9 protein-coding genes and 1 tRNA gene are annotated in these 15,805 nt (G+C 59.9%); 5 read left to right on the plus strand and 5 right to left on the minus strand.

Annotation, left to right across the window (positions count from 1 at the left end; all coding sequences use genetic code 11):
* Positions 1–9: 9 nt before the first annotated feature.
* Both SIAM614_RS28535 and SIAM614_RS28540 read left to right on the plus strand, forming a co-directional pair.
* A complete protein-coding gene (locus SIAM614_RS28535; RefSeq protein WP_006940010.1) occupies positions 10–639 on the plus strand; it encodes a CoA transferase subunit B in 630 nt (209 codons plus the stop codon).
* 386 nt (positions 640–1,025) lie between these two features.
* The gene (locus SIAM614_RS28540) at positions 1,026–3,194 is read left to right on the plus strand and encodes a putative bifunctional diguanylate cyclase/phosphodiesterase (RefSeq protein WP_006940011.1); all 2,169 of its coding nucleotides are present in this window, start codon (positions 1,026–1,028) and stop codon (positions 3,192–3,194) included.
* Positions 3,195–3,220: 26 nt separating this feature from the next.
* On the opposite strand, the gene ftsH is transcribed toward SIAM614_RS28540, so the two are convergent.
* The 5 genes from ftsH to SIAM614_RS28565 all read right to left on the minus strand — a co-directional run bounded on the left by ftsH (position 3,221) and on the right by SIAM614_RS28565 (position 13,895).
* Entirely contained in the window at positions 3,221–5,047 is a 1,827-nt protein-coding gene (gene ftsH / locus SIAM614_RS28545; RefSeq protein ID WP_006940012.1) for an ATP-dependent zinc metalloprotease FtsH, read from the minus strand.
* A 118-nt stretch (positions 5,048–5,165) separates the two neighbouring features.
* A complete protein-coding gene (locus SIAM614_RS28550) occupies positions 5,166–6,854 on the minus strand; it encodes an ABC transporter permease (protein WP_006940013.1) in 1,689 nt (562 codons plus the stop codon).
* A gap of 319 nt (positions 6,855–7,173) precedes the next feature.
* Positions 7,174–8,217, minus strand: a complete 1,044-nt coding sequence (locus SIAM614_RS28555) for a Fe(3+) ABC transporter substrate-binding protein (RefSeq protein WP_006940014.1) — start codon at positions 8,215–8,217, stop codon at positions 7,174–7,176.
* 268 nt (positions 8,218–8,485) lie between these two features.
* The gene (locus tag SIAM614_RS28560; protein WP_006940015.1) at positions 8,486–9,178 is read right to left on the minus strand and encodes a DUF4336 domain-containing protein; all 693 of its coding nucleotides are present in this window, start codon (positions 9,176–9,178) and stop codon (positions 8,486–8,488) included.
* Between the two features lie 25 nt (positions 9,179–9,203).
* Positions 9,204–13,895, minus strand: coding sequence for an ATP-binding protein (locus tag SIAM614_RS28565; protein WP_006940016.1), 4,692 nt, complete (start codon positions 13,893–13,895; stop codon positions 9,204–9,206).
* A 261-nt stretch (positions 13,896–14,156) separates the two neighbouring features.
* Here SIAM614_RS28565 and SIAM614_RS28570 point away from each other — a divergent pair, with 261 nt between their 5' ends.
* The 3 genes from SIAM614_RS28570 to SIAM614_RS28580 all read left to right on the plus strand — a co-directional run bounded on the left by SIAM614_RS28570 (position 14,157) and on the right by SIAM614_RS28580 (position 15,729).
* A complete protein-coding gene (locus SIAM614_RS28570) occupies positions 14,157–14,543 on the plus strand; it encodes a phasin (RefSeq protein ID WP_040441421.1) in 387 nt (128 codons plus the stop codon).
* Between the two features lie 364 nt (positions 14,544–14,907).
* Complete coding sequence (locus tag SIAM614_RS28575) at positions 14,908–15,426, plus strand: phasin (protein WP_006940020.1); 519 nt, start codon at positions 14,908–14,910, stop codon at positions 15,424–15,426.
* Between the two features lie 226 nt (positions 15,427–15,652).
* Positions 15,653–15,729: transfer RNA gene (locus SIAM614_RS28580), tRNA-His, on the plus strand.
* Positions 15,730–15,805 lie beyond the last annotated feature (76 nt).

The following is a 15,805-nucleotide window of genomic DNA, read 5'->3' on the forward strand; positions in this document are numbered from 1 at the left end:
GATAACATCATGGCATGGACTCGTGATGACATGGCAAAGCGTGCCGCGCAGGAACTGGAAGACGGCTTCTATGTGAACCTGGGTATCGGCATTCCGACGCTTGTATCCAATTACATTCCGGAAGGTGTCCACGTGACCCTCCAGTCGGAAAACGGCATGCTGGGCATGGGCCCGTTCCCGACCGACGACGAGGTTGACGCAGACCTCATCAACGCCGGCAAGCAGACCATCACCGAACTGCCGCAGACCAGCTATTTCTCGTCTGCCGACAGCTTCGGCATGATCCGCGGCGGCCACATCGACCTGTCGATCCTGGGCGCAATGGAAGTGTCCGAAGAGGGCGATCTCGCCAACTGGATGATCCCGGGCAAGATGGTCAAGGGCATGGGCGGCGCGATGGATCTCGTCGCCGGCGTCAAGCGCGTGGTCGTGATCATGGATCACACCTCGAAAGCCGGCGATCCCAAGCTTCTGAAAGAATGCTCGCTGCCGCTCACCGGCGTGAAATGCGTTGACCGGATCATCACCAATTTCGGTGTCTTCGACGTCGTCGAGGGCGGCCTGAAGGTGGTTGAGCTCGCTGACGGTGTGACGCTGGACGAGGTCAAGGAAAAGACACAGGCAACGCTTCTGTCGTAAGGCAGGAAACAACCGACAGTGTCGTTACAAGCAAGGGTGCTTGCGGTCTCGCAGGCACCTTTTTTATGTCCGACTGGTCATTTCCGGCGATCTGATTTCAATAAAAACTATTTTGTTGAAGCTGCTTATGCGCAGAATGTCCCGAATTGGAACCAATTCGTAGAATTGAGGAGGAAATATCCGAATTCGTTAATGGATGGCATTGCGATTAATGCGTGTAAACAAAGCATTGACAGCCCGTTATCCTTTAAAAGCCGGGAAAGTCGATTTCCCGGCTAAGAAACAGGTCAGTGTTTACACGTTTTGAAGACCTGCCTTTACCCTCTTCAATCCACCTTCAAGACTTGTTCTGTATGGTTTTCAGGTAATCGCAAGGGGTGTTAGGCGTGCCTGGAACGCATGGGGCTGTCTCAAAGCTGATCAAAGTCCTGTCGACCTGGCTTCCCAGCCTGCGCACCCGTTTCGTGCTGCTGGTTGCCGGGCTGTTTCTGGTCCTCTCGGTCGTGATGATCATGGTGGCAAGCTACCTGGATCTGCGCGACGAGGAGCAAAGGGTGGTTTCCGATGCGCGGGCCATCGGGGCGACCGTCAGCCGTCTGGCCGTGCCCCATCTGACCAACCACCACTACCTGATCCTGGAACAGGAACTTGAGAGCATTGCAGGCAGCGGTGTTGTCGAGCTGGCGCAGGTGCACGATCCCGCTCGCGCAGTCACCATCGACAGCGATCCGGACACCAGTTACTTCGACGAACAGGACCTGCACCCGCTGATCAAACTGTCCTTGGAAACCGGTCTCGACCAGATCCGCCAGACAGGCGACAGGATCGAAATCGCCTTGCCAGTGCGTGAGACGGACGGCAGCCCGGTTCTTGGCGCTGCGCTGGTGTCGGTGAAGCGGCTTCAGGCCAATGGCATGCTGTTCGCCATCTGGAGCCGGAACATCTTCATCACACTCGTCCTCCTGATATTCTGCGTTCCGGTGACGTTTCACTTTGCGGAGAACTTCGTCCGGCCGATCAAGGCCCTGACCCAGACTGCCCACACGGTCAGTGCCGGGAATTTCGATGCGCCGTTCCCGGTGCAGCGGACCGACGAAATCGGCGTTCTGGCCCGCGCCTATCGCGACATGGTCGGGACCATCCGCAGCAACATGGCCCGCATTCACGAACTGGCCTATCTGGACCCTGTAACGCGCCTGCCGAACCGGGAGAGCTTCCGGCTGCACTTCAATTCAAACATGCAGACCGCTGACGGCACGCCTGTGCGCATGTCCGTCCTCTTCATCGATCTCGACCGGTTCAAACGGGTCAATGACAGTTACGGCCACGACCATGGCGACGCGTTGTTGAAGGAAGTGGCGTCGCGGCTGCGACGCCTGTTGAACAGCGCGGACAGGGCCGGTGAGGCACCGCCCGCTTTCCCGCCGCTTGTTGCCAGGCTTGGCGGCGACGAATTCGCCATCGTCATTCCCGCGGAAAAGCCGATGGCCAATGTCTACACGCTTGCCGATGAGCTGGTGCAATGTGTGGAGCAACCTCTGGAAATCAACGGCCTGACCATGGCCGTCGGCGCCAGCATCGGAGTTTCGACCTATCCCGATGACGGTGAGGATTATACGGCCATCCTGAAGAACGCGGACATTGCCATGTATGCGGCCAAGCGGACCGGCGGCAACCGGGCGTGTTTCTTCAACGAAATCGAACGTGACTCGCGGTCTCACGAACGCATTCGCCTGGAAGCGGAACTGAAGCGGGCTCTTCTGGCGGATGAGATCACCATCGCCTTCCAGCCCAAGATCGATTGTGCCACGCTGAAGGTGGCCGGTGCCGAAGTGCTTGCCCGCTGGGATCATCCCGAACGCGGCCTGCTGACGCCGGGCTGTTTTATCGATGTCGCCGAGGAAAGCGACCTGATCACCCGGTTGGGCGACAGGGTTCTGGAGCAGGCGTGCCGTCAGGGGCGGGTCTGGCTCGATCATGGCCAGCGCCTTCCCCTGGCGGTCAACGTTTCCATTCGGCAACTCGAAAAGCCGGGGTTTACGGCGCGCGTGCTTGACGTTCTGGAGGTCACGGGGTTTCCGGCCAGCCTGCTGCAGCTCGAAGTGACGGAGACCGTTGCCATGAGAGATCCTGATCGGGTTTCGGAGGCGGCCAAGCCTCTTCTGGAGGCAGGCATCACCTTTGCCATCGATGATTTCGGCACCGGCTATTCCAGTCTGGCGCATCTTCAGCGTCTGCCGTTCAATACCTTCAAGATCGACCGCAGTTTCATCAGCGGCCTTGCCGCGGACCATCACAGCCGCTCAATCGTCCAGACCATTCTGGCAATGGCCAAAAGCCTCCACTATGAAGTCGTCGCCGAAGGTGTTGAAACGGAAGAGCAGTATCTTTTCCTGGCCGAGAACGGCTGCACGACCGCGCAAGGCTTCCTGTTTGCCCGGCCGATGACAGCGGAGCATTTCGAAGCCTGGTCGAAAGCTTTCCAGCGCGAGGGTTGGCAACGCAACCCGGCCGCCGGGACGCGGCCGGAAAATGGCAACACTTTCGCCGCCTGACGCTGCAAGCGGCAGAGCCCCGCAGCTTATTCCGCCGCTTCGCTTTTCCGCCGTTCGCCAATCGGGCGGATTGCGGGAAAGTCCTTGTCGGTCAAGGTTTCCTTTGCGAGCAGCATCGTGGCCCCTTCGTCAAGCTCACTGCGATGGCTGTTCAAGAGGTCCTTGGCGCGCTGCAGTGCGGCTTCCACCCGTTGCTTGATAGCAAGATCGATTTCCCGCTGCGTCTCTTCGGAAACCTCGGCAATGTCTCCGGCGGGTTGCCCGAGAAAGTTCTGACGCTGGGTGGAATAGGCACGATTGCCGAGATCGGTATCCATCCCGTAGCGCATGACCATGTCGCGGGCAACTTCGGTCACCTTCTGCAGGTCGTCCGAAGCACCCGTGGAGATTTCGTTGAACACAATCTCCTCCGCCGCCCGGCCGCCCATCAGGACAGCCATTCGGTTTTCCAGATCCTTTGATGACAGGAGGAAACGGTCTTCGGTCGGCCGCTGCATCGTGTAGCCGAGCGCGCCTATGCCGCGCGGGATGATCGAGATCTTGTGCACCGGGTCGCAGCCGTCCAGATTGGCGGCCACCAGGGCATGGCCCATTTCGTGGAAGGCGACGGTCTTGCGTTCCTTGTCGGACAGGATCCGGCTGCGTTTTTCCAGTCCCGCAATCACCCGCTCCACCGCCTCGTTGAAGTCCAGAAGGGTGACGGCATCGGCCTGCCGCCGTGTTGCCAGGAGGGCGGCCTCATTGACCAGCGTCGCAAGATCGGCGCCCGAGAAGCCTGCAGTGAGCTGTGCCACCTGGTCGAGATCGATATCGGCGGCCAGTTTGATCTTCTTCACATGAACGTCGAGGATCGCACGCCGGCCGATCTTGTCCGGCCGGTCTACCAGCACCTGCCGGTCGAAACGCCCGGCACGCAGGAGGGCAGGGTCCAGGATCTCGGGTCGGTTGGTCGCCGCCAGAAGAATGATGCCGCTGGACGGATCGAAGCCGTCGAGTTCGGTCAGGAGCTGGTTGAGGGTCTGTTCCTTCTCGTCGTTGCTGCCCATGGGGCCAGCCGCGCGTGCCCGGCCGAGAGCGTCCAGCTCGTCGATGAAGATGATGGCGGGGGCGGCCTTGCGGGCCTGCTCGAACAGGTCGCGCACACGCGCCGCGCCGACACCGACGAACATTTCCACGAATTCGGAACCGGAAATCGAAAAGAACGGTACACCGGCCTCACCGGCAACCGCCCGGGCGAGCAGCGTCTTGCCTGTGCCCGGAGGGCCGACCAGAAGGATGCCCTTGGGCACATGCGCCCCGAGGCGGCCATAGGAGGCCGGCTCCTTCAGAAAGTCGACGATTTCCTTCAGCTCCCGTTTGGCTTCGTCGACGCCGGCGACATTTTGAAAACTGACCTTCACGTCCTTTTCGACGAACACCTTCGCCTTGGACTTGCCCACCGTCATCATGCCGCCGAAGCCCTGTTTCTCGGCAAAACGGCGGATGAAGAACATCCACAGACCGAACAGAAGCAGCACCGGCAGCACCCAGGAGAGGATGTCGCGAATGAAGGTGTTCTGGACGACACCGGTGTATTTCACGTCATATTTGCTGAGCTCGTCGGCGAGAGGCACCTCGACCCGGGTGGTGATGAAATACTGCTTTCCGTCCTTGAGCTCCGCCTTGAACTTGCCTTCGATAAAATTCTCCCTGATGGCGATCTCCTCGATCTTTCCATCCTTGAGATACTGCTCGAACTGGCTGTAGGGAATCTGCTCGACAGTCTTGTAGGTGGTCCACCAGCTTTGGAACATCAGCACCAGCATCATGGCGATGAAGGCGTACCAAAGGTTTATCTGGTGTTTCTTTTCCATTGAGGAATCGTCCCGGTAAATATCTGAACTATGTTGCCATTGACGCGGTTCGCCCGGAGGCTGTCAAGGCGCGAAGTGGGGCTTGAAGTGGGGCGCGACACGGCATGGCTGGTCGGGTTCAGACGACCGGCTCTACCTGCCGTCTGGAGGTTTGCGTCCGGAATGATGACGCGCTGGAGCGGGCAAGGTAGATCACCGGGATCAGACCGACCAGGACGATCGCTAGCGAGGGCAAGGCGGCCTCGCCGAACGCCTCGCGCGAGGCCGCCTCGAACACTGTCGTTGCCAGGGTTTCGAAGTTGAACGGGCGCAGGAGCACCGTTGCCGGCAGTTCTTTCATGCAATCGACGAAGCTGAGCAGGGCCGCGGAGAGCAGCACCGGCTTCAGGATAGGCAGGTGGATCTGTGTCAGGGTTTGTCCGCTGTTGCGGCCGAGCGTGCGCGCGGCCATGTCGAGATGCGGCGTGATCCGGCCGAAGCCGCCTTCCACCTGGCCATAGGAGACGGCAAGGAAGCGGACCACATAGGCAAAAACCAGGCCGGTGCCGCTGCCCAGCAACAGAAGACCGGTACTGATGCCGAACCAGGCTTCCATGCGGGCGTCGAGAAAATTGTCGAAGCCTGCCAGCGGCACAAGAATGCCGATGGCCAGAACGGTGCCCGGAATGGCGTAGCCGATGGAGGCGAGCCGGACGGCGACTTTCAGCGGGCCCCTGGGATTGAGGCGCAGGGCATAGGCCAGGGCAACGGAAATGAGTACGGTGATCAATGCCGCAATGGCGGCAAGGCTAAGGCTGTTCCAGATTGCATCCAGAAATCGGCCGTCCCAGAAGCTCTCCAGCCGCCGGCTGGCAAGGTCTGCAAGCAACAGGCCGGGCACAACGAAGCCGACAAAGACAGGTGTCAGGCACAACAGCAGCGCCAGTGCAGCCTGCCAACGGCCCAGTTCGAACCGCGTTGGCGGGCGGTGCTTGGAACCGCCGCCACTGTCGAAGCGCTGTTTCCGCCGGCCGAACCGTTCCAGCCAGAGCAGGAGGAACACCATCACCAGCATGGCCAGCGCAAGCTGGGCGGCGCCGCCAAGGCTGGAGCGGTGCAGCCAGGTGTCATAGACGGAAAAGGTCAGCGTCTTTACGCCGAAGAACGTCACAGCGCCGATATCGTTGAGGCATTCCATCAAGGCAAGCGATATGCCGATGACGATGGCGGGCCGTGCCAGGGGCAGGGCGACGCGGAAGAAAAGCCCGTAAGGTGAAGCACCAAGCGTGCGCGAGACATCCAGCGTCGAAGCGGACTGGATCAGGAAGCTCGCCCGGGTTATCAGATAGACGTAAGGGTAGAGCACCGCGCCCATGACGAAGATGGCGCCGCCGAGCGAGCGGATCTCGGGAAACCAGTAGTCTCTGGAAGTCTTGAAGCCGAAGAGTGTGCGGATCAGGCTCTGCACCGGTCCGGTATAATCGAGCACTTCGACATAGGCGAAGGCGACAATGTAGGTCGGCACGGCCAGAGGTACGAGAAGGGCCCAGTCGAGAACCTTCCTTCCCGGGAAATTGCACATCGTTACCAGCCAGGCGGTGGCCACGCCGGTAATGCCCGTGGTCAGCCCGACGCCCAGCATCAGCAGGACCGTGGTTTGCAGGGAGCCGGGCAGAACCGTCGTCAGAAGATGGCCCCAGACCTCGCCCGTGGGCGTCACTGCAATCCAGACAATCGCAGCCATCGGCAACAGCACCAGCGCGGCAATCGCCAGCGATGCAATTTGCCAGAAACGGTCAGCAACAGTGAGGGAGGGCGTGCGCAGCAAGGCCTGTCATTTCTTTGAGAATGGTTCGCAGGAAGCTCTATAGGCAATTGCTGGAAAATGCAAAAGCCAAGAGATCCCGAGGCGTGACCTGAATTTTTGCGGTGGTTTTCTTTTCGTCATGCCATGGCTCGACCATGGCATCCATGCCGTTGAGGATCGGATCGACGTCACCTCTGAATTTTGTCGACAGGGAACGGCATGCATTGCCGGATCAAGTCCGGCAATGACGGGCCCCATAATAGTTTGAAAGTCCGCCTTCCTTGCTCTCAACAGAAAAGCGCCGCAAAATGCGGCGCCAGTCTTTCTTGTCGATCTAGGCTCAGGAGGCCGGGCCGTCGTCGAAGCCGACCTTGTCGATCAGCTCGCTTGCCGTCTTGCGGTTCTTGGCAATGTCGGCCAGCGGCAGGGTGTCCTTCTTGAAGTCGCCCCAGCTTGCAACGCGTTCGGAAACCGCAACACCTGGCTTGACCGGATATTCATGGTTGGTCTCGGCGTAGATTTCCTGGGCTTCACCGGAGGACAGGAATTCGATCAGCTTGACCGCATTGTCCTTGTGCGGAGCGTTTTTCGCCAGGATGACGCCTGCAATGTTCACGTGGCTGCCGCGGTCGTCGGTGTTCGGGAACAGGATGCGCACGCTCTCGGCCCAGGTCTGCTGTTCCGGCTCCTTATCGTTGGTCTGCATCAGACCCATGTAATAGGTGTTGCCAAGCGCGATGTCGCATTCACCGGCGAAGATTGCCTTCACCTGGGCGCGGTCGTTGCCGGCCGGTTTGCGGGCAAGGTTGTCGCGAACGCCTTCAAGCCACTTTTCGGTTTCTTCCGGGCCATGATGGGCGACCATCGAGGCGACCAGCCCGACGGTGTAGACATGCTGTCCGGAACGGGTGCACAGGCGGCCCTTCCACTTCGGATCGGCAAGTTCCTCATAGGTGATGCTGTCCTGCTCGACCCGCTCCTTGGAGGCGTAGATCACGCGGGCGCGGTTGGTCAGGCCGATCCAGTGGCCTTCCGGATCGCGAAATTCGGCCGGTACGTTGGCGTTGACGATGTCGGATTCAACCGGCTGCGAAATGCCGAGCTGTTTGGCGCCGTCCAGGCGGCCGATGTCGACGGTCAGGAGAACGTCGGCAGGTGAGTTGGCGCCTTCCGCTGCAATGCGCTCGCCCAGGCCTTCAGCGGCAAAGACCACGTTGGTCTTGATGCCGGTTTCCTTGGTGAAGGCGTCCAGCAGCGGCTCGATCAGGTAAGGCTGGCGGTAGGAGTAGATGTTCACTTCCCCGTCGGCAAATGCGGGTACGGCAGAAAGGGTTGCCGAAGACAGCAGGGCGGCGCCTGCCAGGATACGGAAAGTGGAGTTCATGTAACTCTCCCGGTGAAAAGGTTCTTGTTGGCCGGATTTTGGGTCCGACGCTTGCCGGGAATATGTCGTCGGAGTGGTCCGAAGTCAATAAATCAAGCAAAATCAATACTTTAGAATTATTCAAAACTAACTGGAGGATTGCATTCCACTATTTTCCCGAAAACCGGTGAGAATACAGGAGTTTAAGACTCTACTTTATGGGTGCAGAGCTGGCAAAGCCCGTCTCTGTGGCTGATCACGAACGCGTTACCGGTGGCGTGAAAAACTGTCACACCCAGGTAAATGCCTGCCGCAGGAAGGCTGTGCCGTTGCTTTGCTGCCAGACGCCATGGGCCATGATCACCTTTTCCGGCGCCCATGCCAGGATCCTGTCCCGGCAGGCACGGGCCTTCCGGCGGTCGAAAAAGCTCAACCGCCATTCCAGGGGCGCATACCCCTTGCCTTCGACAATGCCCCAGAGGCCGGCGATCCAGCGCTGCCAGGGCTTCCAGAACCGCTCCAGGAACCCTTGCGAAAAATGTTCGCTGAGATCGGCCAGGATGACCGTTCTGGATGGCCTGTGCAGGAACACGACTTCGTCCATCACGGGCGAGCCGGAAAAGCGGACCATGTCGAAGGCGCCTTCAAAGGCGTCAGGCACGGTCTCGTCCAGCGCGGCTTCGAAGACAAGATCGGAGCGTTTGGAAATCGTGCTTTGAGGTCCCCAGAGCTTTGCCTCCGGCCAGGCAGCCTTCCAGTCCTGCAGAAACAGGTGATGGATCTTGTTGGGGCTGACGAGATGTGCCGGGGTGCCCAGGTCATCGATCTTTCGGCGGATCTCCGGCGTCAGGGCGATGGGCGACCAGACCCAAAGCCTGCCGGACGGCAAGCGGACGATCACACAGCGGGTTGGATAAGCGAGGCCGTAGAAGGAGACATTGCCCCCTTCCAGGATCCAGATATTGCTGTCGACTTCAATCAAGAACCGCTCCTGACGGGGCCCGGCATTATTCCGAAAGCACCCGCTGCGTCGGGAAGATGATTTCCACCAGCGTGCCCTGGTCAGGCGTGGAATCGATGTGGAAGCTGGCCCGGTTGGCCTCGACCAGCGCCTTTGTCAGCGGCAGGCCAAGCCCGGTACCGCCTCCGCGGCTGGATGTATGAAGTTGCCGGAACGGTTCAAGGGCGGCGGCCAGTTGCTTTGATGTCATGCCGGTGCCGGTGTCGCGGACACGCAGCGCAACCTCGCCGTTGCTCTCCAGCGCGGTCGACAGGATCACCTGGCCACCCGACTTGTTGTATTTGATGGCGTTGGACAGAAGGTTCAGCACGATCTGGCGCAGCGAGCGCGGGTCGGCCACGACATCAGGCACGGATTCCGGAAGGCTTGCGCGGATGATCACCCGCTCCCGGTTGGCCTGCGGCTGCATCAGGGCAACGCACTCGTTGATGACGTCGTTGGTCGAGACTGCGGAGAACTTCAGATCCAGCTTGCCCGCCTCGATCTTGGAAAGGTCCAGAAGATCGTTGATCAGGCTCATGATGTGCGAGCCGGATGTGCGAATGTCCTTGAGGTAGTCCTTGTAGCGGTCGTTTCCGATCGGGCCGAAGCGTTCTTCCATCATCACTTCCGAAAAGCCGATGATGGCGTTCAGAGGCGTGCGGATCTCATGGCTGATCTTGGCCAGGAAATCGGACTTCTGCGAACTTGCGTTTTCCGCCTGGCGCTTGGCCTGGGTCAGTTCCTCTTCAGCCGTCTTCCACTGGGTGATGTCTCGCAGCACCGCGCAGTATTTGACATCGTCCTTGGTGCCGCTGATCCGGCCGATGGTCATGAACAGCGGGATGAGCCCGCCGGTCGGAACCTTGCCCAGCACTTCGCGGCCATCGTTGAGGATGGAGGCTACGCCGTTACGCGACAGCCCATCCAGATAGTCGGCGGCGGCGCGGTGGCTTTCCGGCGCCAGGAATTCGGTCAGCGGCGCTCCGATCATGTCGGACCGGTTGGCGCTGAACAGGGCTTCCGCCGAACCGTTCACCTTCAAGATGGTGCCGTTCTGATCGAGCACCAGAACACCATCGGTAGCCGTTTCCAGGATGGTGTCCATCTCGGCGATCTGGTTGCGTGCGCTGTCGAGTTCCGCGCGCACCTCCGCAAAGAAGTTCGGCGAGGATGGAGCCGCAGCCGCAGGTGCCGGTTTTACCTTGCGTTCGGTGATCGAAATCATCAGCCCCCGGCTGCCGTTCCATGGCACCGAATGCATATGCGCATCGACATTCAGAACACCGCCGTCGGACAGGCGCATCTTCATGGTCTCGTCGACCTCGCCGTCCATGCCTTCATCCGGCAACTCTTCCGCGTCATCGATGAACAGCGCCTCAAGACCGCCTGCTTCGGACAGGGCGGCAATCGATCTGTAACCAAGCATCCTCAACAGCGCCTTGTTGGCGTAGAGAACCTCGCGATCGTGGGCGATGGCGATGCCGATGGGCAAGCGGTCCAGCAGACTGGGGTCGATCGGCCCGGCTTCCGGAACCTCCGGCGGCAGGTCGTCGACCGGCTCTTCCGGATCGGGGGCGTCGAAATCTTCAAGATCGCCCTCAAGCCGTGCTCCGAGTGCTTCGGCAATCTTGCGGAAAGCTTGCCGCTCGGGCCGGGAAAGGCCAGAGGTATCCACCGGAACGAGACGCGGCTTGACAGTCGCAAGCGGGATGACCTGTCCGGTCTTCTTCGGTTCGTCCGCCACTTCGGCGGCCTTGTCTTCGCTTTCGAAGGCAGCGGTTTCCTCAAAGAACTCGCGCTCGTCGGCGGCATCATCCGTTTCGAGCGATGCGGCCACAGCTTCGATCTCACGGTCTTCTTCCTCGACGAGATCGAAATGCGTGTCTTCAAAAGCGGGTTCTGGCTCGAACGGATCCTCGTCCCGTGTCGAGGTATCTTCTTTCCCCGTTTGAAGGACTTCGTCCGCCTCGGTAAGCCGGTCGTCAGTATCGTCGGCTTCCACCGCTATGGTCGGCATGTCGTCGTCTTCCTCAAAGAGGTCACGCGGCTTCTTGGCAGCTTCCTTGTAGGCCTTGGCCAGCGACTTGACCGCGCTTTCGATTTCGGCCGGCTTCAGCGCCGCGGGTCCGGAAATGCCGGTCGGCTCGACGGCTGAAGGTTTGGGCTTAACCACGGCAGTGCCGGTCTCTTCAACGGTCGGTTCGTCGCTTGCCTCATCGCTCTCGTCCGTCAGATCAGCATCGTCCTGGTCAGACGCGGCAGCCTCTGTCGCGGCGTCGCTGGTGTCGACTTCAGGATCGTCTGCGCCAGGATCGCCTGCGTCAGGGTCGAGGTCTTCGGCTGCCGCTTCCAGCGTGTCTTCCGTCTCGTCGTCGCCAGTTTCTTCGCTCAACGTTCCTGCATCTTCAGTGTGAGCGTCGAAGCCGGATGCATCACCGGTCTCTTCAGCAGGTTCATCATCGCTGGAGACAGACGCCTCTTCGGTCGCCTCCGCAACGGCGCTTTCTTCCGGTGAAACCACGCTTTCCGGAGCGTCTTGCAGGCCCGATTCCAGGGCCTTGAACTTGCTGTCGAGCGCCGCACCCGGCAGATCGTCGAAATCCTGGTCAGCTTCCGGACGGGCATCATCAGCCGCTTTGTCAGCCTCACGAGCTGCGGTGTCTGCCTTTGCAGGCTGATCTGGCTTTGCAGGCGGTTCGGCAGGGCGCTGCGGGGTCTTGCCGGTAAACTTCGCCAGCGACCCGACCAGAGCCGCTGCGCTTGCACCCAGAAATGTCTTGCCCGCAAAAGAGTCCGGTTTTGCCGGTTTCAACTCCGCAAGCTTCGCTGCTGCGTCAGCCGTTGCCTGTTGCTGTGCTGCGTCCAGCGCTTCAACGTCGCGGCTGGGCGTCTCCGTGCTTTTGTCGGCTGTTTCAGAGACGGCGTCATCATCGTCCCGTGCGACTTCGGCCTTGTTGTCATCGCCGTCGGCGGCACGGTCATCGTCCATGTCCGCCACTGCGGTGGGGGCACTGGCTTCTGCACCGGCGACAGCGTCCGGCTGCGTGTCAGCGCTGCGCGCGATGTCTTCCTCCGAAAGCTGGTCGGCTCCGGCCTCGGTCTCCTGAGAGACTGTCTCACCTGCCCCGACAACGGCGAGCACCGGTCCGGTGGGCAGGTCGCCGCGCTCCGGCACCGCGTCGGCGGTCCGGCACACGCCGAAGCCCCGATAGCCTTCGAACTTCCTGTTCCGGTCAAAGGCGGGCAGGGCAGCCATATCGACGGGCACGCGCAGGGCTGCGCCCGAGACAGGCCAGTCTATGGTCTTGCCGCTCCAGGTATCGCGCCGGTCGAGCGCCCGCGCAATGTGTCCGCGCGGGTCGAGGTCGAATGCCTCAGCTACCTCCTGCCAGGTCAGGCCGACGATGTCTGTCGACGACGGGCCGAGAACTTCGGCAAATTCGTCGGACAGAAACGTGAAGCGCTGGTCGATATCCATCTTCCAGGCAAAACGCACAGGCCTGCGCCGCGGCTGGAAGACGAAGTCATCGTTTTGGTCCGTATCCGTATCCCCGGCTGTGTCTTCGGCGGTTGCTTCTTCAACAGCAGCAGCTTCGGGCTCAGACCTTTCGGAGCCGGCGTCCTCGCCGTCAGCATCCGCGGCAATGTCTTCAGCCGTCTCTGCGCTGCCCTCTTCAATTTCGTCAGGCGTCTCTAGAATAGAGGCGTCGAGGTCGACCTCGCCGGGATCCATCGAAGAGAGCTCGTCAGACATGACAGGGCTGGCGGCAATCGATTGCTCGTCATCGGTCTGGCTGTCGAGATCTTCCTCAAAGGGCTCATCTTCGGCTGGCGCCTCCGCGGTCGGCGTTTGAGCTACGTCCTCGGAGGTTTCAAGCTCGTCTTCATCGGCTCGCACCCAGCCGGCATCGTCCATGGCGGTTTCGGTCGCCCTGTCCTCGTCGGAGGAAGTTGTCTCTGCCGCAACACCAGTGGCGGCACCGGCGGCGAGAAGCCCGGCCCCAGTCGCGGATGTCTCTTGCGCGGGCGTGCTTTCGGAAGCGCTGTCCCCGGCGTCCGTTTCGCCGTCTGCCAGAGGCTGGTTTTCGAGCACCACCAGCTTCTGACGGTCAGTCAGCTTCAGCACGACGCCTTCGTGAAAGGCACCTTCCAGCTCCAGCGGTCCGAACAGCGCCGTCTGGCCGTCCGGTATGTCGAGGTCTTCCGGCGTTCCGCCGAGCTCGCCGACACGGCTCTCCACCGAACCGGCATTCGTCACGAACACGGTGGCATCGCTGCCGCGCAGCAAATGTGCAAATGCCGGTAGCGGGTCCTTCGTCATCGAAAGCCCCTTGTCGCCGCATACGATCAGGGCGGCGGCATCGCCAGTTTCCAGCTCGATGCGCATGCACTGGCAGGTCAGCAGCATGACGCGCAGGCCGCGGTAAAAGCGGAGCCTGTCGATGCTGAATTTGTCGGTGAGACCGGATTCGGCAATGCGCGCGATATGCGGACGGGCCGGCGAGCGCTCGAGCGACGTCAGGCTGGCCAGATCGGAAACGGTCTGCGCGGAAAAGAAAGCCGCACCGGCAGCATTCGCCCAAAGAATGCGGGCGCCGTCCGCCGACCAGAGCCAGGCTGCCCTTTTGTCGTCGACAAGCTGAACCAGATCATCCATGGCGGTCAGTTCCAGGAATGATAGGGTCTGTTCGTCCATGGCTCTGCTCCAAACTGGTCCGCAATACCGGTTGACGGGTGCGTGGCGGCCGGGTTTGCCTAAAGTGGTAAACACTCCGTTAATACAAGCAATCTCCAACTCAGTCCACGTAAAGCAAGGTTGCTAAAGGGGTTACATGAAGGCGTGGTTAATCCAACTGGACAAGTTTGCCGGAATGCCATCGCCGTGTTACGAATTTTTGGCATGGAAGGATTTCAGGATACCCGCCTGACATCTTTCGTCGACCTGAGGAGTGCCGACATGAGTACAGACAAACCCGGTTTTGAAATTCCCGACCAGATGCGCGATTTCGCGGAAAAGAGTGTCGACCAGGCCCGCAAGGCCTTCGACGACTTCATGGGCGCGACCCACAAGGCTGTCAGCAATGTGGAAGATAGCGCGAATGCAGTTCAGGCCGGAGCCGCGGATGTAAACAAGAAGGCACTGTCCTATGCTGAAGAGCATGTCGACGCGGCCTTCAAATTCGCACAGGAACTGGTCAAGGCAGAAAATGTCGAGGACATGATGAAGCTGCAGCAGGACTATCTGCGCAGGCAGATGGAATCCCTCGGCGAACAGGCGCGCGAGTTTTCCAACTCGGCGACCAAGGCCGTTCAGGACGCCGCCAAGGCGACCCAGAAAAAATAAGCCCCCCGGCTTTTTTCCTTGCGCAGGGCGGCACAACCCCGCGCAAGGCGTCAAAAGTGTTTCATTGAACTTCTCCAGTTTTGGTTGTATTTTTCATCAGGTGCATTCACCCGATTTCATCTTCTCTTGTCAGGCCAATGACTTGGCATGCCACGCGTTCTTTCCGACAGGTTTGTTGCAGAACGGAACAGCGGAAACACGAGAGATCCCCGACGGTAATTTAATTGTGCAGTGCAAAAAATGTTGCAATGCAGCACGACATGCACTATGTAAGGGATGCGGATGACGACAGGGTCCGCCGGCAAACGTATCGGCGGAAAGAAATGACACCAATGATCGCATCCGGACTCAAGGAGATGAGATCATGACTGACACCACAACCACTGGCCCGGCAAAAACGGCCCCGAAAGCCCGCACCACCAAAGCGAAAACCGCTGCTCCTGGTGTAGCTTTCCCGGACTTTGAAGCCTTTGCCATGCCGAAAATGGAAGTTCCTGCCATGTTCCGTGAAGCCACGGAAAAAGGCATCGAGAACGCCCGCGAAGCTTATGCAAAAGTGAAAAACGCTGCTGAAGACGCGACTGACCTGATGGAAGACACCTTCGAAACGTCCCGTCAGGGTGTTGTCGAATTCAACCACAAGGCTGTTGATGCTGCAAAAGCCAACACCGACGCTGCTTTCACTTTCGTCAAGGACATCATGTCTGCAAAGAGCCTGGCTGAAGCTATCGAGCTGCAGTCCACGTTTGCTCGCCAGCAGTTTGACGCTCTGAGCGCCCAGTCCAAGGAAATGCAGGAGCTGGCTACCAAGCTCGGCACCGACGTTTCCGCTCCGGTCAAGGAAGCGTTCGAGAAGTCCTTCAAGGACATGAAGCTCAACTAATCGGCTTATCGGGCGGCCGCACTCACACGAGTGCGGATTGCCCAGGCCATGCCGAGACCCTCGGCAAGCAGTTGATATGCCCGGAGCATCGCTCCGGGCATTTGCTTTTCAACAGCTCGAAAATTTCCGCAAATTCCCGCTTGCGGGTTGGAAAAAACGAGTTTAGAAGACGCCCTTGCAAATGGCGGCACGGGTCAGTATGGTCCGCGTCACCTCACGCCTTTAAGCAGACGTAGCTCAGTTGGTTAGAGCGTCGGATTGTGGCTCCGAAGGTCGGTGGTTCGAATCCACTCGTCTGTACCATCCCCCTCTTCTTAAACTCTAAGATTTATTTTTTGGAACGCGAGACATTCTTGCTGCCATTGCTTTGGCTGAGCGC

It is taken from the genome of Roseibium aggregatum IAM 12614 (assembly GCF_000168975.1).
Lineage (GTDB): Bacteria > Pseudomonadota > Alphaproteobacteria > Rhizobiales > Stappiaceae > Roseibium > Roseibium aggregatum.

Coding starts and splice junctions, on each gene's coding strand:
- SIAM614_RS28535 (WP_006940010.1), top strand. CDS start 10: ATGGCATGGACTCGTGATGACATGGCAAAGCGTGCCGCGCAGGAACTG.
- ftsH (WP_006940012.1), bottom strand. CDS start 5,047: ATGGAAAAGAAACACCAGATAAACCTTTGGTACGCCTTCATCGCCATG.
- SIAM614_RS28555 (WP_006940014.1), bottom strand. CDS start 8,217: ATGAACTCCACTTTCCGTATCCTGGCAGGCGCCGCCCTGCTGTCTTCG.
- SIAM614_RS28565 (WP_006940016.1), bottom strand. CDS start 13,895: ATGGACGAACAGACCCTATCATTCCTGGAACTGACCGCCATGGATGAT.
- SIAM614_RS28570 (WP_040441421.1), top strand. CDS start 14,157: ATGAGTACAGACAAACCCGGTTTTGAAATTCCCGACCAGATGCGCGAT.
- SIAM614_RS28575 (WP_006940020.1), top strand. CDS start 14,908: ATGACTGACACCACAACCACTGGCCCGGCAAAAACGGCCCCGAAAGCC.